The 18,214-nt window shown below is 55.6% G+C and carries 18 protein-coding genes; 8 read left to right on the top strand and 10 right to left on the bottom strand.

The genetic code is table 11. The features are described from left to right. Nucleotides 1-135 precede the first annotated feature (135 nt). Nucleotides 136-876 (bottom strand): NAD-dependent epimerase/dehydratase family protein, encoded by a 741-nt coding sequence (locus tag ACZ9IM_RS21285; protein WP_008047277.1) that lies wholly within the window; start codon nucleotides 874-876, stop codon nucleotides 136-138. Between the two features lie 149 nt (nucleotides 877-1,025). After that, nucleotides 1,026-1,493, bottom strand: coding sequence for a hypothetical protein (locus tag ACZ9IM_RS21280; protein ID WP_427622799.1), 468 nt, complete (start codon nucleotides 1,491-1,493; stop codon nucleotides 1,026-1,028). Between the two features lie 237 nt (nucleotides 1,494-1,730). Between ACZ9IM_RS21280 and ACZ9IM_RS21275 the strand changes: the two genes are divergently transcribed. Beyond that, complete coding sequence (locus ACZ9IM_RS21275; RefSeq protein ID WP_427622800.1) at nucleotides 1,731-2,624, top strand: LysR family transcriptional regulator; 894 nt, start codon at nucleotides 1,731-1,733, stop codon at nucleotides 2,622-2,624. On the opposite strand, the gene ACZ9IM_RS21270 is transcribed toward ACZ9IM_RS21275, so the two are convergent. The 3 genes from ACZ9IM_RS21270 to ACZ9IM_RS21260 all read right to left on the bottom strand — a co-directional run bounded on the left by ACZ9IM_RS21270 (nucleotide 2,612) and on the right by ACZ9IM_RS21260 (nucleotide 6,018). Next, nucleotides 2,612-3,787: a (R)-mandelonitrile lyase gene (locus tag ACZ9IM_RS21270; protein ID WP_476224897.1), complete on the bottom strand. Its 1,176-nt coding sequence runs from the start codon at nucleotides 3,785-3,787 to the stop codon at nucleotides 2,612-2,614. The two genes, ACZ9IM_RS21275 and ACZ9IM_RS21270, sit on opposite strands and share 13 nt — an antisense overlap. Before the next feature lie 19 nt (nucleotides 3,788-3,806). Continuing rightward, a complete protein-coding gene (locus ACZ9IM_RS21265) occupies nucleotides 3,807-4,862 on the bottom strand; it encodes an alpha/beta hydrolase (protein WP_476224896.1) in 1,056 nt (351 codons plus the stop codon). A gap of 61 nt (nucleotides 4,863-4,923) precedes the next feature. Beyond that, nucleotides 4,924-6,018: an alpha/beta hydrolase gene (locus ACZ9IM_RS21260; RefSeq protein WP_476224895.1), complete on the bottom strand. Its 1,095-nt coding sequence runs from the start codon at nucleotides 6,016-6,018 to the stop codon at nucleotides 4,924-4,926. Nucleotides 6,019-6,291: 273 nt separating this feature from the next. Between ACZ9IM_RS21260 and ACZ9IM_RS21255 the strand changes: the two genes are divergently transcribed. Further along, nucleotides 6,292-6,561 carry a hypothetical protein gene (locus tag ACZ9IM_RS21255; protein WP_427622803.1) on the top strand — a complete coding sequence of 90 codons (270 nt, stop codon included), beginning with the start codon at nucleotides 6,292-6,294 and terminating at the stop codon, nucleotides 6,559-6,561. Nucleotides 6,562-6,668: 107 nt separating this feature from the next. Here the strand turns inward: ACZ9IM_RS21255 and ACZ9IM_RS21250 are convergent, their stop codons facing one another. Next, complete coding sequence (locus ACZ9IM_RS21250; protein ID WP_476224894.1) at nucleotides 6,669-7,385, bottom strand: class I SAM-dependent methyltransferase; 717 nt, start codon at nucleotides 7,383-7,385, stop codon at nucleotides 6,669-6,671. A 360-nt stretch (nucleotides 7,386-7,745) separates the two neighbouring features. On the opposite strand from ACZ9IM_RS21250, the gene ACZ9IM_RS21245 reads away from it, so the two are divergent. After that, nucleotides 7,746-8,798, top strand: a complete 1,053-nt coding sequence (locus ACZ9IM_RS21245; protein ID WP_476224902.1) for an alpha/beta hydrolase family protein — start codon at nucleotides 7,746-7,748, stop codon at nucleotides 8,796-8,798. 283 nt (nucleotides 8,799-9,081) lie between these two features. Here ACZ9IM_RS21245 and ACZ9IM_RS21240 read toward each other — a convergent pair whose 3' ends face one another. Then, nucleotides 9,082-10,440 (bottom strand): MATE family efflux transporter, encoded by a 1,359-nt coding sequence (locus ACZ9IM_RS21240; protein WP_427622805.1) that lies wholly within the window; start codon nucleotides 10,438-10,440, stop codon nucleotides 9,082-9,084. Nucleotides 10,441-10,674: 234 nt separating this feature from the next. Between ACZ9IM_RS21240 and ACZ9IM_RS21235 the strand changes: the two genes are divergently transcribed. After that, entirely contained in the window at nucleotides 10,675-11,733 is a 1,059-nt protein-coding gene (locus ACZ9IM_RS21235) for a beta family protein (RefSeq protein WP_427622806.1), read from the top strand. Here ACZ9IM_RS21235 and ACZ9IM_RS21230 read toward each other — a convergent pair. Beyond that, nucleotides 11,688-12,281, bottom strand: a complete 594-nt coding sequence (locus tag ACZ9IM_RS21230) for a sce7726 family protein (RefSeq protein WP_427622807.1) — start codon at nucleotides 12,279-12,281, stop codon at nucleotides 11,688-11,690. The genes ACZ9IM_RS21235 and ACZ9IM_RS21230 overlap by 46 nt on opposite strands. Nucleotides 12,282-12,667: 386 nt before the next feature. Between ACZ9IM_RS21230 and ACZ9IM_RS21225 the strand changes: the two genes are divergently transcribed. Next, entirely contained in the window at nucleotides 12,668-12,940 is a 273-nt protein-coding gene (locus ACZ9IM_RS21225; protein WP_048397200.1) for a hypothetical protein, read from the top strand. Nucleotides 12,941-13,158: 218 nt separating this feature from the next. Here ACZ9IM_RS21225 and yiaY read toward each other — a convergent pair whose 3' ends face one another. Both yiaY and ACZ9IM_RS21215 read right to left on the bottom strand, forming a co-directional pair. Continuing rightward, nucleotides 13,159-14,307, bottom strand: coding sequence for an L-threonine dehydrogenase (gene yiaY, locus ACZ9IM_RS21220; RefSeq protein ID WP_476224893.1), 1,149 nt, complete (start codon nucleotides 14,305-14,307; stop codon nucleotides 13,159-13,161). A 376-nt stretch (nucleotides 14,308-14,683) separates the two neighbouring features. Further along, a complete protein-coding gene (locus ACZ9IM_RS21215; protein WP_007905716.1) occupies nucleotides 14,684-15,640 on the bottom strand; it encodes an AraC family transcriptional regulator in 957 nt (318 codons plus the stop codon). Nucleotides 15,641-15,839: 199 nt separating this feature from the next. On the opposite strand from ACZ9IM_RS21215, the gene ACZ9IM_RS21210 reads away from it, so the two are divergent. The 3 genes from ACZ9IM_RS21210 (at nucleotide 15,840) to ACZ9IM_RS21200 (ending at nucleotide 17,891) form a co-directional block, all read left to right on the top strand. Next, nucleotides 15,840-16,793: a diiron oxygenase gene (locus tag ACZ9IM_RS21210; RefSeq protein WP_476224892.1), complete on the top strand. Its 954-nt coding sequence runs from the start codon at nucleotides 15,840-15,842 to the stop codon at nucleotides 16,791-16,793. 81 nt (nucleotides 16,794-16,874) lie between these two features. After that, nucleotides 16,875-17,297 (top strand): MAPEG family protein, encoded by a 423-nt coding sequence (locus ACZ9IM_RS21205; protein ID WP_476224891.1) that lies wholly within the window; start codon nucleotides 16,875-16,877, stop codon nucleotides 17,295-17,297. Nucleotides 17,298-17,384: 87 nt separating this feature from the next. Then, the gene (locus tag ACZ9IM_RS21200) at nucleotides 17,385-17,891 is read left to right on the top strand and encodes a P-loop nucleotide/nucleoside kinase family protein (RefSeq protein ID WP_123493927.1); all 507 of its coding nucleotides are present in this window, start codon (nucleotides 17,385-17,387) and stop codon (nucleotides 17,889-17,891) included. Nucleotides 17,892-18,214 lie beyond the last annotated feature (323 nt).

Genomic DNA, 18,214 nt, shown 5'->3' with positions numbered 1-18,214 from the left:
CAGGGCAATTCGCGCTTCAGTCTGCTGGTTTCGCAGGCAACACCCGTAGCTCTCAACTTTCGACGTATTCAGTGCGTTTTCACACAGCCTGGACCCGAAGCGGACAGTCGAAGGGGCAGCAATTAATGAAGTAGTTCAGTCAGGTTGAGCGTGTCCTTCCAGAATCTCAAATCCATCATCAAAGGGAGCGTACCCCACAACTTTTCTGGTCTTCTCGATAGAAAGTCGCTTATATCTGTTATCTGAGACCCCGTGGATAACATGAAATCCGCTCAGCTCGGCCTCGACGCAATTACTAAGTAGTGCGACAACATCCCTGATACTAATAAAAGCAGCTACATCCCTGTGACTGTGGTTTTCCCCTTGGTGAAATATAGCTACGTTTGCAATACGGACTGCGATTGTTGTCATTTGACCATCGTTTGCATACATCGAAGCCAGAGCTTCCCCGAACGCTTTGCTGACCCCGTATAGATTGCCTGGCTTAGGTGCCATACATTCATGTACCTGGACATCCTCTGGATAACCTTCGATAGCCTGAGCGCTGCTCGCAAATATAAAGCGCTCGCAGCCTTGAGCCTTTGCGGCGAATAGCATGTTGTAGGTGCCCACAATATTCACAGGGAGCAGGGATGTCATGAAATCGGCGTCTGGGCGAGGGTCAGCAGCTAGATGAATCACTGTATGTATGCCTTCGCAAGCTTCAAGGCAACTGGCTTGAACGCTGATGTCGAGAGCGAAACGTTGTGCCGATTGCGGAAGTGTTGATACATCTATATCGGCTAAACGCAAATCTGACTTATCGTAATGCGCTTTCCAAAAAGCGCTGCCGATTCGGCCCGCAGCACCTGTGATTAAAATTTTTCGCGCGTTCATTTCAGCATGTCCTTATGGTAAACGTCACTGTAGCTTCCCTGCGTCGTGGTCGGTTGACAACCTCCAATGAGAGTAACAAGCGTCAACACGTCCGCTTCTGGCCGATTTCTGCCGGTCGCCACCGGCTGAAAACGCCCCTTAACTGCCACTCATGCAGTCGTGTCCCAATGGAAATGGATGTACTCATCTTCATACTCCGCGAACAGCGAAACGATGAAATCGGTTTTCATTGAGTACATCAATAGCGCTCCTACGAAACCGATGGGCTCATGCAACGGTTGTTTGAGCGGAGCGATCAAATCGATCGTCTGATCCGCAACCATTTGATTGAAAACGGCTTCCGAGATTTCCTCAAACTTAGCGTCGGAAACGTATCCCGCGAAATAACTTTCTCCTCCAGGCCGCCAATCGATCCATTCCGCGCGAAGCCAGAAGTTTAATCCGTTCTCGCCTTGCCGCTTGTGGGCACGGGTTACCCTGATGGTCTCCTCAGATTCTGAGAATAGAAAAGCGATGGATGGATAGGTGACATAATGGAAACCGGGACAATTATTGTGCGCTTTCCGGTGAATCAGTTGCTCGCTGGAGAGTTGATCAAAGTCGCTTCTGTCGAACATGGAAAAACCTAGTGTTTATACCGAGCCAATGGCAAGAGTATCTAATAGTAGCAAAATGCTAGCAATGTTTTCCGGGAGCCGTCCGCTCCTGGCCGATTGTAGCCCTTCGTGACCGGCAGAAAACGGCCAAAAGCGGACGGTCATGATCGGTATATTTTATTCTTCGCCCCCTAAGGGAACGGACGATAAATCGCATTGATGGCATAATCGCAGACTGTTTATAACAGGGGCGTATAAATGATCGTCGAAAGCTACGACCAACTCGCGATCTTCTCGGCCGTGGCCCAAGAACGTAGTTTCACCCGCGCGGCGGCCAGGCTCGGCATGTCTCAACCGGCCTTGAGCCGGGCCATGCGCCAGCTGGAGGAGCGATTGGGGGTCAGGTTGCTTGCTCGCACCACTCGAAGTGTCTCCCCCACCGAAGCCGGCGAACATCTGCTGCGGGTTATCGCCCCCCGGTTTGAAGAAATCGACAGTGAACTGGCGTTGCTCAGCGAGTTCCGCGACAAACCGGCCGGCAAATTACGCATCACGGCCGGTGAGCACGCGGCGATCACGTTGTTGCATCCGGTGCTGGCGAAGCTGCTGCCCGATAATCCCGATCTGAATATCGAAATCATCGTCGATTACGGCCTTACCGACATCGTGGCGGAGGGTTTCGACGCTGGCGTACGGCTGGGTCAGCAAGTGGCCAAGGACATGATCGCCATGCGCATCGGCCCTGACATGCGCATGGCAGTGGTGGGCTCCCCGGCCTATTTCACCCGATATCCCGAGCCGGTCATCCCGAGTGATCTCACGGTGCACAACTGCATCACCTTGCGTATGCCGACTTACGGCGGCCTGTTCCTCTGGGAGTTCGAAAAAGACGGGCAAGAACTGAAAGTACGGGTCGAAGGCCAGCTGGTTTTCAACAACATCGCCATGCGCCTGGAGGCGGCCCTTCAGGGACTGGGGTTGGCCTACATGCCGGAGGACCTGGTGCTGGAGCATGTGGCGCAAGGTCGGTTGGTTCACGTGCTCAAAGACTGGTGCGAACCCTTCTCTGGCTACCACCTCTATTATCCGAGCCGGCGCCAGAGTTCACCGGCCTTCACCTTGCTGCGCGAAGCCCTGCGCTATTTGGGTTGATTGGCCTGGACGCTATCCAGCGCTTCACCGGCACGCTTGGCCGCGGCGGCATCACCTTGCTCAGCCAGCAGCTGAACCAGCTGACGTAACTGCGCAGCCGTCAGGCCGACCCGCAGGCTGGCGGCCATGTGCGAGCGCAGTTGCGCCTCGACACCGGGAGTGACGGCTAAAGCAGCGACGGTGGCCAACTCACGACTTTGCCAGTCCAGGTTATCGCGCTCGAAGATGTCGCCGAACAGATGCGCCTGCAAGTACTGGTTGATGACCGGAACGAAGTCGAACAACGGGCCCTGAACCGGCGCACCGGCGATTCGCGTCTGATTGGCTTTGCCCGCCGCCAGGAGTTCATCGCCGACGGGTATGACCCGACCGGGCTCACGCCCCGGATCGTCCTGAATGCCACGTTGCTTGCGTGCCTCGACCACCTTCATCAGTTCGCCAAGTGCATTGAGACTGCGTGGAAAACCGCTGTAGGCGTAGAGTTGCACCAGGATTTCCTTCGCCTCGCTGACCGTCAGGCCCGCATCAAGCCCCTGATTCAACGCGGCATTGAGCCCGGACATGTTGCTCGTGGCCATGGCGGCGGCCATCAACGGGATGGCCTGTTGCTTGGCGGACAGCGTCTCGGACACCGATTGGCTTGCAGGCTCGGCTTTCGGTGCCACCGAACCTTGGGCGTTGTATTGCTCCTCGGTCACTTTCTCCAGCCATTGCACACTCTTGCCATCCACCGAGCCCGTCACGGCGAGGTGCGTCATGGCGCTCGCCGGAGCGGCGCCATGCCAGTGTTTGACGCCCGGAGGGCAGACGATGACGTCGCCAGGGTGGATTTCCTGCATCGGCTTGCCCCACTCCTGGACCCGCCCCACGCCAGAAGTCACCACCAATCGCTGTCCTGCGGGGTGGGTATGCCAGGCCGAGCGTGCGCCCGGTTCGAAACTGACATAAGCGCCGGAAGCATGAATCTCGTCCGTGGCCGGAAACAAAGGATCGACGCGTACCCGCCCAGTGAAATAGTCCGCAGGTCCCGCAACTGCAGCCTGAGTACCCGCCCGGCTGATCTGCTGCTCGGTTCGGCGGGACTCACTGGCATCGTCTGCCCCGGCGGCGTCGGCGAAGGGGGCCGCGGCACACACCGCGATACCTATCAAAGTGTTCTTCATGAGGACGTATCCCTTCAAGTCAAAGCGTTCTCGCGTAAAACGCGGTCAGCTTGTCCATGGCGACGTCCACATACGCAGGCACCCAGTAGGTGTCGATATGGGTCGCGCCATCGATGGTGAACAGTTTTTTATCTTGGGTGCCGGTGGCTTTGGCAAAGGCTTGTTGCGACATGTACAGGCTGTCGGCCTTGCTGCCCGCGATCATCAGCAACGGCTTGTCGATCAGCTCGATCTGATCCGTGGCATCGAAGCTCATCAGGTCCATCAGGCTGCTCTGGGTGTAACGGAAAGTCGAGTTGGGGTGAGCGTGGGTCTTGCCGTAGTACTCGAAGCCCTGTCGATACAGATCAAACGGCAGCTTGGCGATCTGTTCATCAGTCAGCCTGGCATCACCGACGTAGAGGACTTCTCCACCCGCCGCTTCCTGGGCGCGGGCCGCGGACGCCTGCTGCAAGCGTTCCTGAATCGTCGACAGCTGCGAATCCTGGTAGCCATTACGGCGAACCAACCCAGAGTTGAACATGCTCAAGGTCGCAATTGACTGGAAGCGCTTGTCGGTTTGCGCCGCCGCCAATGAATAACCGCCACCGCCGCAAATACCGAGCAAGCCCAGACGCTTGCTGTCGACGCCGGGATAGCTGGCAATGAAATCAGCCATGCCATGGATGTCTTCAATGCGATGCGTCGGTTTGTCCACATTGCGCGGCTCACCCCCACTGGCCCCTTGATACGCCGCATCCGCCGCGATCGTGATGTAGCCCTGGTCTGCCAGGCGTTGGGCATACAGGCCCGCGACCTGCTCCTTCACCCCACCATTGGGGTGCGCCACGACGACGACCGGGTATTTTTTCGCCGCATCATAGTTCGCCGGGGTGTAAACGTTGGCAGCAATGTCCAGTCCATTGAGTTTGTAGGTGACCGGGTGGATGTTGACCTTGCCCGGTTCGTTCTTGGTCAGCGCGCCGCCGTAGGTCAATGTGAATGGGTTCTGCTTGTAGTCCGCCGCCTCGGCTTCGACGCCCGACATTCCGATCATGGCCGCCATCAACGTGGCCTTCAGCGTAGTTCGCATCATTAGGAATACCCCTGATACTTCAAGTGTGTGAGAGGGCTGGCCGATATCGCCGCGTCCTTGATCAATCCAGATTTTTTTCAGCGAGAAACTGCGAAACCAGATCAGCGATCTCGACGTTATTCATGTCCGAAAAGGGAAAGTGACTATTGCCCTTGATACCGATCTCCGGCAGGTGAACGAGCCTCACGTCACCGCCCTGTCGATTCACCGTATCGCGCCACACGCGCGCCATCTCGAGCCGCGCGCGCCAGCTGTCCTGGGCTGGTAACCGAACCGGTTGGTCGGGGATGTTGTCGCCGTAGAAAATAACGATGGGGATTTTGGTCAGTGCTTTGAACTGTTCCGCCGATATGGCCTGACCCGCGAGCGTGTCGAACGCGCTGGCAATCGGTGTGGGCACCTCACCTTCTGGAAACACGAAGCTGCTGCCCGGTTCGAAGGCCACGATGGCTCGCACGTTGCGGCTCTTGATCGCCGTCAGCCAACCGGGGCCGCCACCCTGAGAATGGGTGAACAAGATGGCCGGCCCGGTCTTTTCCAGCAGCGCGGAAACGCCATTGGATACGACATCAATGTCGTAAGGCCCGGTATTGGGCGTCATCGACCGAAAGAACTGCTCAAGGGCTGCCGGCCCACGAGGAAACTGGCTGCCCTTGAAACTTTCGGGCCACAGGCCGATGCGGAACTGGTTGAACCACAGCTGCTCGTCCGGCACCGGTTTGATCGTCGTTTCAACCAGGCTGCGTCCCGCATCGCCACGGCGCGGCTGGTCGATCAGGTACGTGGAGAATCCTCGCCGCAGGAAAATGTTCTGGAACCCTTCACGGCCGTCGGCCGTTGTCTCCCAGGACTTCGCGGACTGCCCCGCGCCATGCAGCATGAGAATGGGTAGCGGACGAGCGTCGACGGGAACCTGATAGAACGCATACACATGGTCGCCGTGATAGGTCTGGCCATCAGGCATCAACGGTTTGTAGGGGTCGAAGGTTCCCGGTTGGGTGATCAATCCACCGCCGGCTATGACGCTGCCCTGATCCTTGATGATCAGCGGGGCGTGATCGTCAGCGCTGACCAACGCACTGGCACCCAGTGCGAAACAAAGACTGCCGGCCTTTGCAGCAGCGGGCATGTTTTGGCGGATGAAGCTCTGGATCATGACTTGCTCTCGATTTGATTTCGCCGAGAAGCAAATTACCTTTCAATGATTAATCGATAAACCGCGCTAATCACATAGCACTAATACCAAATTCACATAAATATGATGAGTAAAACGTAAAAATCGCCACTTGCAAGAGGGGCAGCGTTAGGTCGATTGCTGCCCGTCACGACAGGCAGAAATCGGCCAGAAGCGGGCATTCGATTTCGCTATTCATCAATCTCCCGAGCGTGCGAAATTACCAGCCCTTCAATTTCTCTCAAAGGCAGGCTCATGACCTCCACCCTGGCAGTCTCGGATATTTTAGGTCCATGGCGTGGGGATGCCCCCACAGGACTAATTCAGCGTTGCAGGGAGGCATGGGACACACCTCTAGAGAGTTTGAATGATCTTATGGTCGCTACTTTTTTGAATCAGAACATCGCGACCAAACACCTGCTCATCGAGGCGAAGCGCCGCATGAAAGACCAGGAACGAGATGAAACCGAGTACTTCGACGGCCAGCTTCTCGAAGCTATCGAGCGCTTGCAATCCGGGGAGTAATTCATCCCGACGGTTTGTCGCGTTCGACACGGACTATCTATATTGGGTCGCTTTCTGTCTCACACGACTGGTAGAGAACGGCCATTTGCGGCCTGTCGCGTCCACCTTCAAACCCTTTTGCACGTCAACCAGGCACCCCAGAACAGGCTGCTGAAGAAACGCGTAGCGTCCCCGAACCCGGCGTCGTTCAACAGTTTTTGAACCGCCGCCTCAGAATGTGGCGGGTCAGCGCCCTGGAGGATTTTTCCCTGCTTGACCTTCACTTCATCCGGGCTGGCTCCGTGCTGCCGCCACCGTTGGCCCCAGGCAGCCAGCAATAGCGGTTGGCTGGCATACGCGTACTGATTTCCCGCGACAATCAGTGGCGCATCGGGTTTCAGACGAGCCCGAATGGAACGTAAAAGCTGGTGCTTGGCATCATCACCTTCGAGATGATGCAGGACACCGATCAAGGTGGCTGCGTCGTAGGACGGGCCTGCTGCCAGGTCTTCAACATGCCCAAGATGCAGGTCCGTTCTTTCAAGCAAGTCGTTGGCCTCCAACTGGTGCTTCGCAGCCTCCAGCATGGGCGCGGATGGATCAACGGCAGTGAAGCGCCAGACAGGCTCCAGCGTTGCCATCGCAACAATTTCCTGCGCAGTGCCGCCAGCGCCAACCACCAGTACTTTCGCCGAATTTGTATCGCCGAGGCTTGCCGATAGCATGCACGCAACAAGATCGTGGCAGGCGTCATAGCCTGCTAATGCGATACGACTCTGTCTTCCGTACTCATTGGCCCGATGGGTATCAAATTTTTCAGCTGAGTTGAGCGGTAATGATTTCAAGGCGCTTCTCCATGTCCTTGAATCAAGTTAGGTCATACAGGGCGATAATAAAAATTCATTAATTTTATGCAATGCATTCCTATTGGGAATGCATCTTTGGCTCTGAGCTTGCTTGGTCGACCGTCAGCTTTGGTCGATTGCTGGCCGTCGCGGCCCTTCGGACTTGCCCCGAAAGCCCGGCTGCTGACCGGTCAATGCAGATAACGAAAACTATGCATGTCAGTCGGAGTATCGGCTTTAATGTCGGTGCAGATTCACCTGCTCACGGCGCTGGATTTCTATAACTTGCGAGATGTGATGCACGCTATCGGTGGGTTTCAGGTTCTGAACCCCTATCTAAATCAAGGAAGACAAACCCCATTGAAAACAGCTCTCGGCGCCCTGCTTTTAACCTGTCTGACGACCAGCGCTCTCGCTGACGTCAACTCTGTCGGCTTCCAATCCTCCACCCTGCCGGACCCACACAATGAGCGTCCGCTGGAGATGGTCGTCTGGTATCCCAGTACAACGACCGTCACCCCACAGTTGATCGGCGACGATGTGGTGTTTGTCGGTGCTTCTGCGGTTCGCAACGCGCCACCCTCCGCTGGAGAGCACCCATTGGTGGTGCTCTCCCATGGATTCAGAGGCAATTGGAACAATCAGAACTGGTTGGCGAGTGCATTGGCCCATAAGGGTTACATTGTCGCAGCGGTCAACCACCCCGGCACCACGACCCATGATCGCAGCCCGCAAGCGGCGGCGCAGTTATGGCAGCGGCCCATTGACCTGCATCGGGCCATTGAGGCGGTCACCACTCAACCTGAAAAATTTGGCGTGGTCGCAAAGCGTCAAATTGCTGTAGTGGGCCATTCACTCGGCGGCTGGACTGCAATGGAGATCGCCGGTGCTCGTTTCGACCCGGCCCTGTTTGCCCGTGACTGCAAACTCCATCCGCAGTTATCCAGTTGCACCAATTATCAAAAGATCAACCCTGAGAGTACTCCGGCATTAAAGGCTGCTCTGGCCGGCGATTTGCGCGATCAACGGGTCACCGCTGTGGTTTCTTTGGACCTGGGACTCTCGCGCGGGATGACCGATGAGAGCCTTGCGGCACTGCCGGTGCCGGTGCTAGTTATCGCTGCCGGCGCACCATCGGTGGAACTGCCTGCTCAGTTGGAGTCCGCCAACCTGGCCACACGCCTGCCCCAAGCGTCCAGCCGCTATGTCGAGATCAGTGACGCCAGCCATTTCAGCTTCTTGCCGATTTGCAAACCAGATGCCGTGGCATTGCTCGAAGAGGACATGCCTGGCGATGGCATCATTTGCGGGGATGGCGACAATGCTCGCCCGCGCGAGGTAATCCAACAGCAGGTTACGTCACTGATTACCGAGTTTTTGACGCAGTCCGCGAACAACAAAGTGGAGTTCTAGGATTGCTGGCACTCGGCAACTCAGCAGACCTGAAATTTGCGTAGGAGCGCAATTTTTGTGTCGAATCCAGCCACCTATTACGATCAAAAACGTTTTTACACAGCCTCGGCCGATTGCTGCCTGTCGAGAAGGGCTGCAATGCGCAATTCTCTGCCGATCACGGTTACGAAGCATGACGGTCAAATCCCATGCAACCGGTGGTCAGAAGCGATGCAAATTATTGGTCAGGTCGAATGCAAACAGGTGGTCAAGTGGAGTGCAATTTCGCACTCAAACGAACGCCCTACACCAACCGCTCAATCTTCTGATGCTGCCAGACCATTTTGTAATACAGCGTCTGCAGCATCAGCATGCCCAGATAGGCCACCGGAAACGCCATCCACACACCTTGCAGCCCAAAGCGCGCATCCAGCAGATACGCCACCGGCAACTGCACCCCGACCACGCAAACGATCGTAACCACCACCGGCACCAACACCGTGCCGCTGGCGCGCATGATGCCGCCGACAATCGCCTGAAAGCCAAACACCAGCAGACTCCAAAGCATGATGTGCAATAGGTGTTCCGCCATCGCCCGGGTGGAATCATCCGTGAGGAACAACCCCAGCAACCAGTGCGACAGCAAGTAACCCAACACCACCAAACCACCGGTCAGGCACACGTTGATCAACAGCCCCGTGCGCAAAATCGGCCCCATGCGCTCGATGCGCCCTGCCCCAATCGCCTGCGCACCGAGAATCGACGCCGTGATCGCAATCGACAGCGCCGGGAACTGCACGTAATTGACGATCTGCGTCACCGCCCCGTACGCCGCCGTCGCCTGGGAACCGTGCTGATTCACCAGCGCCAGAATCACCAGCTCCGACAACGACAGCACCACCATCTGCAACCCGGTCGGCAGCCCGATACGCAACACCTTGCCGAGGATCTCCAGATCCAGCCGCATCGACGCAAACATCTCCCGATCCGGCGCCAACGGATGCCCCTTGCGAATCAATCGCCACGCCAGCCACCCCATCGCCGCCAAGTTACCCGCCAACCCCGCCCACGCCGCACTCTGAATCCCCATCGGCGGCAACCCCAACCACCCGAGAATCAACGCCGGCGTCAGCGCCAGCCCGACACACGTCGACACCACCAGCGCCAACAACGGCGACACCGTATCGCTCACCCCACGCAGCAACTGCGTGAACAACACAAACACCAACAGCGACGGCAAGATCCACATCATCACATGCGCATACGCCACCGCATCGTCCAGCACATCCACCGGCGTGCCCAAACCCTGCAACGCCGGCCGGGCAAACACACTGCCCAACACCGCCGCCACCAACCCGATCATCGCCCCCAACAGCAACGTCGAACCGGCAATGGCCTTCACCAAATGCAACTCGCGAGCGCCCCAGGCTTGACCGATCAACACCCCAGCGCCAGCGCCGAGGCCGATGACCAGGGCGATGAAGAAGAACACTACGGGGAACATGCCTGATACCGCCGCGAGAGCTTGGGTGCCGAGCATTTGGCCGATGTAGATGCTGTTGATCGTGCCGGACATGGATTGGAGGAAGTTGGAAAGGACCATGGGGGCGAGGAACAGGAGGTAGGTTTGCCAGAGGGGGTGTTGGGTGGTGGGGGTTTGCATTGAGGTTCCGTCTCGGGTGGGGATAGGACACGACGTAATCGGAGGATTGTAATTGGATTTACGTAGGCATGAATAACGGAACCTGATGCCAGTGAGATTGCTTTTTTTAATGTACTCGCTAGGGAAGCCGAACAGAAATACGCAGATACATCACTAGGATCTCGGTGGCGGAAAAGGCATCTACGCTCAATCCAACCCCAGACGGGTTAAGCACACCACCAAAGGAAGGTACCCATGCTTTATACACCGTGTATGAAGGTAGGCCAAAACGATGTAAAAGCTCTGATAAATCTAGAAGATCCACGTAAAGAATTGATATCCCCTCTTCTCAACATGAGAGGCATGGAGCGTCATCTTAATGATTTTCTCGCGAACTGGGGTGACTACCCTTATTTGATGGATATATCTAGATCTCCGCTTGACATTGCCAGCGACGTGATAGGTGAAAGAGACCTGCATAACTCCAACAACCACTTTGAAAATAAACGCAATTGGTTCGCAGAGGTAAAAGTAAAAAACAACTCATTAATCCCAGTCGTATCCTGGCTGGATACTGACAACGCCCGAGACATCATACAACTGGCAAGACTATTGCTAATAGACTTCAACGTCATCGCAGTCAGGGTTGTTTGTCCCACCGAAATAGTTGGCCCAAGCTGGGACAGGGTCATAAATATTCTAGACGCCATATCAACCCCAGAAAACATACTTGTCATTTTGGATTTTGGAGATAGATCTCCAATTTCCACTATCAATGGCGGCACTCTCGATCACATTTTATCTACCATAAACAACTACGAAGTTCATAGTACAACCCTAATCAGCTCATCATTCCCTAGTCAAAAACCTCAATCAGGAAGCTCCAGCACCGCCATATGTCACGATATTGTTTGGCAAGCTGAGGCCAAACAGTTAAATGGCTCAATAAACTTAATTTATGGCGATTACGCGGGCACCAACCCTGGCGCCGCAGTAGAGTATATCCAAGGCATGGCCGTCATACCCTTCGCCAGTTATTACACACCTAATGAATGGTGGTTGAAACGTCTAGGAAGAGATAAAGAATTCGAAAATTATGTTCAGTTAGCAAGAGATATTCGTCAGTTGCCCGACTACCACGGAGATGATTTTTGCTGGGCGACCAGAGAATATGGACGTATCAGCCAAACTAGTGAGCGGTATGGTAACAATGGAGTGTGGAACGGCCTAAGAGCCAATCAGCATATTTGCGCGACGCTCCAGTTCCTTCAGCAAGATGATGGCGACAACGTATCCATCGACGACATATTCTGACCTCCAGAATAACGAACCTTAAGACTGCTTAAAACCTTATCTCGAATAAGCTCCCACTCCAGCGCCTCGGTCACTTCGAGGCGCACCTCCTTTATCCTCATAGCACTTTTCGTTTCAAGTTGAAATTCTTTGCAGATCTCGTCTAATTCCGACCGCCACAGAAGCCCTGTGAGGGTAAATTTATCGCGCAATTTATTGTGAGTTGCTTTCCTGACCACAGCGATAGATCCAAGATCATCAACCACAAGAATTCCGACGCTCCTATGAGTTACGCCGAACGCTTTCTCTATGTGTTTGGAATGACAGCAAAGCCAAACCTGATCAAAACAACTGAGATACGCATCTTGCTGCCCTTCCCATCGGGACAAGCTATCTGCGGCTGATTTTATTTCGAACGCCGTTAGCTGGCCGTTGGCATGCACAAGATCTGCGCGCCTTGCTTTGTTGATGAAGCAAAGCTCCCCAATGAAGACATCGCCCTCACCATGAGGCATGGTCTTGGCGACCCATTTTTTGAGCAGTTCGCGGATATGATCTGGATTGTGCATGGCGCAGGAGTATAGCTTCTCTCCCCTCTGAAACCTATGCGCCATATGATTCCAAGAGACGCAAGGAAAGGTTCGTCCACCACTTCCTACACGAAGCTCAGCCCCTTGCACCTTGCCCGCCTAGCCCGTTGACGCTTATAGTCCGCCCGTCGCCCAAATGGCGACCAGGTTTGGCGACCTGTTCGATCGGGTGCAAAAGCTCTGTGCTTTATTGCAGATGCTGTTGCGCGCTCGCAAAGCTGTCTTTATGGCAGCTGTGCGCGGGAGACCTTCGGGTCTGCCGGTATTCCGATCCCGGTTCGCCAACCTGCGTACAGCTGTCACCCATTCGTTTGGCGACGATTTGAGGGACAGTCAACCTTTGCATTTGATCGGAGTTTTCAAACATGGATAGATACATGCCCCTCACCGGAATCGACCTGATCCCGGCCTCCCTGCTCATCGACACCCAAGCCCCACTCGACGTCCTGCACGCCATGGCCGACTACCGCATCCGCACGGTCACCCAAGTCTTGGAAAACATCGCCTTCCGCGCCGAGATCGGTTGCGACACGGTGGTGCTGTCGGACTTCTCCAAACTACTGGCCATTCCATTGCGCGATGGCTGTGATTTGATGGATGTGATCGGCCGACGCTTGCGGGCGCAGGCGGCGGAGTAAATGAAAACGGGTGCCTTGCGGGCACCCGTTTTTTTGTCGGAGATCGAGCAGAAGCATAGAATCCATCGCTCACCTCACTTCGCAAGGACAGTGAATACCTTCCTGATAAGAAGTCAGAAGGTGTAAACCTTATTCAGGACGAGACAGCTGGCTGCTAAAAGCCCCGCACTTCAACCGAAGGCGGGGCTTTTGAGCTGGCTGGCGTTACTTCACATCGGTTACATCGCGGTATGGAAAATCTGCTCGATCTCGTCCTGATTGGCAGGACGCGGGTTGGTAAAGCCGCAGGCATCCTTCATGGCATTGGCTGCAAGGATCGGGATATCGTCGGCCTTGGCGCCCAGTTCGGCGAGACCGCTCGGAATACCGACATCCGAAGACAGTTTGCGGATGGCGGTGATGGCTGCGGCGGCGCCTTTTTCCGCATCCAGATGCTGGGTGTCGACACCCATTGCGTTGGCGATGTCTTTAAACCGGGCCAGGCATACGCTGGCGTTGAAGCTGGCGACATGGGGCAGCAGGATCGCATTACAGACGCCGTGGGGCAGGTCGTAGAACCCACCCAGTTGGTGCGCCATGGCGTGGACATAGCCCAGCGAAGCATTGTTGAAGGCCATGCCGGCAAGAAATTGCGCGTAGGCCATATTTTCCCGGGCGGTCATGTCGTCACCCTGGGCAACGGCAGTGCGCAGGTTGGCCGAGATCAATTCCACGGCCTTGAGTGCACAGGCATCGGTGATCGGCGTTGCCGCAGTCGACACGTAGGCTTCGATAGCGTGGGTCAGCGCGTCCATGCCGGTTGCGGCGGTCAGGCCTTTGGGCATGCCTGCCATCAGCGAAGGATCGTTGACCGACAACAGTGGGGTGACGTTACGGTCGACGATGGCCATTTTAACGTGCCGGACTTCGTCGGTAATGATGCAGAAACGGGTCATTTCACTCGCCGTGCCGGCGGTGGTATTGATCGCAATCAACGGCATCTGTGGCTTGGCGGATTGATCCACGCCTTCGTAATCACTGATGTGCCCGCCGTTGGTGGCGCACAGGGCAATGCCCTTGGCGCAGTCATGGGGTGAGCCGCCGCCCAGGGAAATAATGAAATCACAATCGCTACGACCAAGCAGCTCGAGGCCTTTCTCGACATTGCTGACCGTCGGATTCGGTTTGGCGCCATCAAACAGGGTGGAGTTGATGTCCTGCTGGGCCAGAAGGCTGGCTACCTTGGCGGCCACGCCGGCTTTGGCCAGGCCGGCATCAGTGACGATCAAGGCTTTACGGAAACCATATTTGCGGATGGCGAGCATCGCTTCGTCGAGACTGCCAATGCCCATCATGTTCACGGATGGAATGAAGAAGGTGCTGCTCATGATAAATCCTCTTTTATTCTGGAAACCCGGAAATCAGGTGAGGTTTTCTACTCATATCGCAGGCTGTGAGGCTCGTCTGATTGTCATCATTGACAACGTTCAGCGGGAGACGGTGCTACATCAAGTGTTCAGGCGAACAGTGTTTTAAGATGCAGTGATGGATGGGCCATTGCAGCCGGTATCTTTTGATCGTGGGATTGAGCCTAAACCTATGACGCCAGACTGGAATGGTCCTTTAGCGTTCATTGGCACCTCCTTTAGTACTGGGAGGTAATGCGCCCCGACAAGGCCGGCGCGAGACTGGGTAGATGAATTGGCCGTGATGAGACTTTTGCTGCCTGGCTTGATCAGAGTGTCCATCAGCACCGGCCCCACCTCACGCTGATTGTCTGCGCCAAGTGCCGGGTGATGTGCCGAACTGGCGTTTGAATGCGCGGCTGAACGCGGCTTCGGATTCATAGCCCACTGCAAAGCCGATTTGCGCCACATTACCGCGACCTTCGCGCAGCTGTTGAGCCGCCACGTGCATACGCCAGAGCGTCAGGTATTGCATCGGTGGCTGTCCGACCAATGCCGTGAATCGCTCCGCGAATACCGAGCGCGACATGCCCACTTCAAGCGCCAGGGCTTCTGCAGTCCAGCCCTCGGTTGGACGGGCATGGAGCAGCGCCAGTGCGCGCCCGATATGCGGATCTCGCAAACCCGCCAGCCACCCGCGTCGCTCAGCGGGGAGGCTCGCGACGTACTGGCTGACGGCTTCGACGAATAGCAATTCGGAGAGCTTGGCGATGACTGTTGTCGAGCCGAGGCGCCCCGCCGCAATCTCACTGACAGCGAAACGGAATGAGCTTTCAATCCAGGCTCCCGAAGCCGTCGCGCGCAAGTCTAGTTTCAATAAGGATGGCAGCGACGAAAGCAACGGACTGAAGGGGGTTTCAGAGCCGAGGAATCCGCACAATAGTTGCGTGACCTCGCCGCCCCCGCCGTACTTGATTCGTGAAATAGCGCCAACTTCCGGCGGCTGAATAACTTCGCCCGCCAGCATGGGCGCAATGCTTAGATCGCTGCCAAAAGAATGAGCGTCATTGTGAGGAAGCAGAACGAGTTCGCCTGCCCGCACGTCGATGGCGGCACCGCCGTCGACTTGTAATTGCATATGCCCTGCGGCGACAAAATGCGACGCAATGATATGTCGAGGTGCCGCCAGGAACGGTTTGCAATCGTCCGCAGAGATTCTTCCCTTGATGCACCAGGGCGCAGTGAATTCCGCCTCGAGAAAAACCCCTCCAGACAGCCGAATCACACGCAACACATCAGAAAACGCATCCAACAATTGCCAGCCCTCCTTTCCGGAGTCCGGAGCATGTAATCAGGCGCACTGGTCATTCATCGCCTGAACTGCGAGGCCTAGATTAGCACCAACGCGGACTCCGTGATCGAGACGATCCCCAGACGCTTCACCGATGGTCATTGGCTCCGACGTTAACCGTAATTGCCCCATTCCAACTCGACCAGGCAAGCAGGAGATCGATATGAACACCGTTGCTACCATGCCCAGCTCAGATTCGGGCAACGCCGACCGTTATGCTCAACTTGTCAGATCATCGAAGAAAGCGGAATGGCAGATCGATCGTGATTTGCTACAGGATCGGAGCTTCGACTTCTCGCGCAAATTCTTGCCCGACGGACTGTCGCGGATCGACCGCCTGACCTTTCTCGACGCGGATGAGGCGCGCCTGCTCAGTCAGATTCAGGGCCGAACCTATGCGTATATCTTTGGCTTGGTCGAGCGTTTTATCAGCGCCAAAATGCTCGATCAAGGTCGAGCCCATGTCTTTGACGATCAGCTCGCACTCGAAGCGCTAGTGCGTTTCTCTAATGACGAGATCAAGCACCAGGAGCTGTTCCGGCGTATGGAGACGATGATTAGTTCGCACTTGCCAGCGGGGTATCGGCAAGTTGCCGATCCAAACGATGTGGCGCGCTCGGTACTTGCAGCCAGCACCTGGTCAGTGTTGGCGTTGACCTGTCATATCGAGCTGTTTGTTCAGGCGCACTACGTGCAAAGCATCGCCCCGCGTGAGGAGTTGTGCCCACTCTTCAAGGATATTTTCAAGTTTCACTGGAAGGATGAAAGCCGGCACGTCGTACTCGATGAACTGGAGTGGAAGGCGGAGCACGCGAAACTCTCGCCAGCCGAGCGCGACCAGGCAGTGAACGATCTGATTGCGCTGGTGGCGGCCGTCGACGGAATACTGCAGGCACAATCGGCATCCGATGCCGACTACTTTATTCGCAATGTTTCACGGTCATTCAGTGTCGATGACACAGCGCAAATCAAAGCCTGCGTGCTGAGCGCCTACCGCTGGCAATACATTATCTCGGGCGTGGAGCATCCACACTTTGGCCGACTGCTTACGCGCATGACAACACCTGCACAGATGTCCACGATTCAGACCGCGCTGGCGCCAATCATGAGCAATTGATCGACAGGGGGCGGCCGACCGTACGTCGGCCGCGCGGCTGTGGGATGACGTGTTGAAAACGATTTATCGAGGCTGGCAGCCATGACAATACCGATGTGGATGTTGCTTGGATTTGCGACCTGGACTTTGCTGCTGTTGATGGCAACCGTCGGGGTGTATCGCTGGGTCAGAATCTTGTTCTCGAATGTTCCGATTGCCTCTTTCCAATGCGATCAGCTCGAAGGCGAGGATTGGTATCGGCGTGGGATAAGAGCACACGCGAACTGTGTGGAAAATCTGCCGGTCTTTGGCGCCATTGTGTGGGTGATTTCAACCCTTGGTGTCGACGACCCTGCAGTGAGCTACTTGTCCGTAATCGTCCTGATCGCTCGCGTGTGCCAGTCTGTGGTTCACGTATCCCATGTGCAAACCAATACGTTCGTGGCGGTTCGGTTTGCCTTCTTTTTCGTTCAGTTGGTCTGTTTTCTCGCGCTCATTGTTATAGCCGCTAGTTATGGCGTATGAATCTCTTGAATCAAGGGATTCCTGGCTTGGTCCTGCAAATCAGGCAACCGCCTGGACTGGGTTAACTCACTAACCGAGGGACATAAAATGCTCATTGTCTTCAGCGGCCTTCCGGGTACCGGAAAGACGACTATCGCAAGTGACCTTGCCACCAGAACAAGTGCCGTGTATCTGCGGATCGATACGATTGAGCAGGCTATCCGAAATTCCGGTGCTCTGGCACAAGACGTGGGGCGGAGCGGTTACATGGTCGCTAATGAGCTTGCTCTAAGCAATCTTCGTTTTGGCAGCACGGTCATAGTCGACTGCGTTAACCCAGTAATCGAAAGCCGAAAGGCGTGGAGCGAAATCGCCACACGCTCTGGTGCTCCATTAGTGAATATCCAGGTGGTTTGCTCTGATAAACATGAACACCGGAGACGGGTAGAAACCAGGAAGATTGATATTCCCGGGCTGACGCCACCAACCTGGCAGTCTGTATTGGATCATGAATATGAGGCGTGGGATAACGCCCCATTTAATATAGACACAGCCCTGACATCTCCAGCGGAGGCAGTGGCAATGATCACCAAACGATTTTTATCCGGGGAGTAGCACCCGCTAAAGCCCAACGTAGCAAGGTGTGATCAACCGACGCCGCCACTCACTGATGCGGCAGCAGTTGCCCTATCTCACTCGCTCGCTGTGTCGGCAGGCGTGTGGAGCGAATCACAGCCGGAATGAATTGGTGAGCGCTACGTCCCGAACAGGGTCATTCCAAGCGATGGGTGAGAGTAGGAATACTACGATAAGGAAAGCTACCTGGGACAGGTAGAACGGCTCCAGCCACTGTTGCTTCAACGCGACGTAAAAAGTGTTGTGGATTACGTCGACCAAAATAATCGCTGCCGTAAGCACGATTCCGGCTCTTGGCTTGA

It is taken from the genome of Pseudomonas sp. TE12508 (genome assembly GCF_056279485.1).
The sequence above is the reverse complement of the archived record's forward strand: the minus strand, read 5'-3'. Positions and strand labels throughout refer to the sequence as shown.

Excerpts from the sequence above, each read along its gene's own strand:
- ACZ9IM_RS21285 (WP_008047277.1), bottom strand. The coding sequence starts at position 876 with ATGAACGCGCGAAAAATTTTAATCACAGGTGCTGCGGGCCGAATCGGC.
- ACZ9IM_RS21280 (WP_427622799.1), bottom strand. The coding sequence starts at position 1,493 with ATGTTCGACAGAAGCGACTTTGATCAACTCTCCAGCGAGCAACTGATT.
- ACZ9IM_RS21275 (WP_427622800.1), top strand. The coding sequence starts at position 1,731 with ATGATCGTCGAAAGCTACGACCAACTCGCGATCTTCTCGGCCGTGGCC.
- ACZ9IM_RS21270 (WP_476224897.1), bottom strand. The coding sequence starts at position 3,787 with ATGAAGAACACTTTGATAGGTATCGCGGTGTGTGCCGCGGCCCCCTTC.
- ACZ9IM_RS21265 (WP_476224896.1), bottom strand. The coding sequence starts at position 4,862 with ATGATGCGAACTACGCTGAAGGCCACGTTGATGGCGGCCATGATCGGA.
- ACZ9IM_RS21260 (WP_476224895.1), bottom strand. The coding sequence starts at position 6,018 with ATGATCCAGAGCTTCATCCGCCAAAACATGCCCGCTGCTGCAAAGGCC.
- ACZ9IM_RS21255 (WP_427622803.1), top strand. The coding sequence starts at position 6,292 with ATGACCTCCACCCTGGCAGTCTCGGATATTTTAGGTCCATGGCGTGGG.
- ACZ9IM_RS21240 (WP_427622805.1), bottom strand. The coding sequence starts at position 10,440 with ATGCAAACCCCCACCACCCAACACCCCCTCTGGCAAACCTACCTCCTG.
- ACZ9IM_RS21235 (WP_427622806.1), top strand. The coding sequence starts at position 10,675 with ATGCTTTATACACCGTGTATGAAGGTAGGCCAAAACGATGTAAAAGCT.
- ACZ9IM_RS21230 (WP_427622807.1), bottom strand. The coding sequence starts at position 12,281 with ATGCACAATCCAGATCATATCCGCGAACTGCTCAAAAAATGGGTCGCC.
- ACZ9IM_RS21225 (WP_048397200.1), top strand. The coding sequence starts at position 12,668 with ATGGATAGATACATGCCCCTCACCGGAATCGACCTGATCCCGGCCTCC.
- yiaY (WP_476224893.1), bottom strand. The coding sequence starts at position 14,307 with ATGAGCAGCACCTTCTTCATTCCATCCGTGAACATGATGGGCATTGGC.
- ACZ9IM_RS21210 (WP_476224892.1), top strand. The coding sequence starts at position 15,840 with ATGAACACCGTTGCTACCATGCCCAGCTCAGATTCGGGCAACGCCGAC.
- ACZ9IM_RS21205 (WP_476224891.1), top strand. The coding sequence starts at position 16,875 with ATGACAATACCGATGTGGATGTTGCTTGGATTTGCGACCTGGACTTTG.
- ACZ9IM_RS21200 (WP_123493927.1), top strand. The coding sequence starts at position 17,385 with ATGCTCATTGTCTTCAGCGGCCTTCCGGGTACCGGAAAGACGACTATC.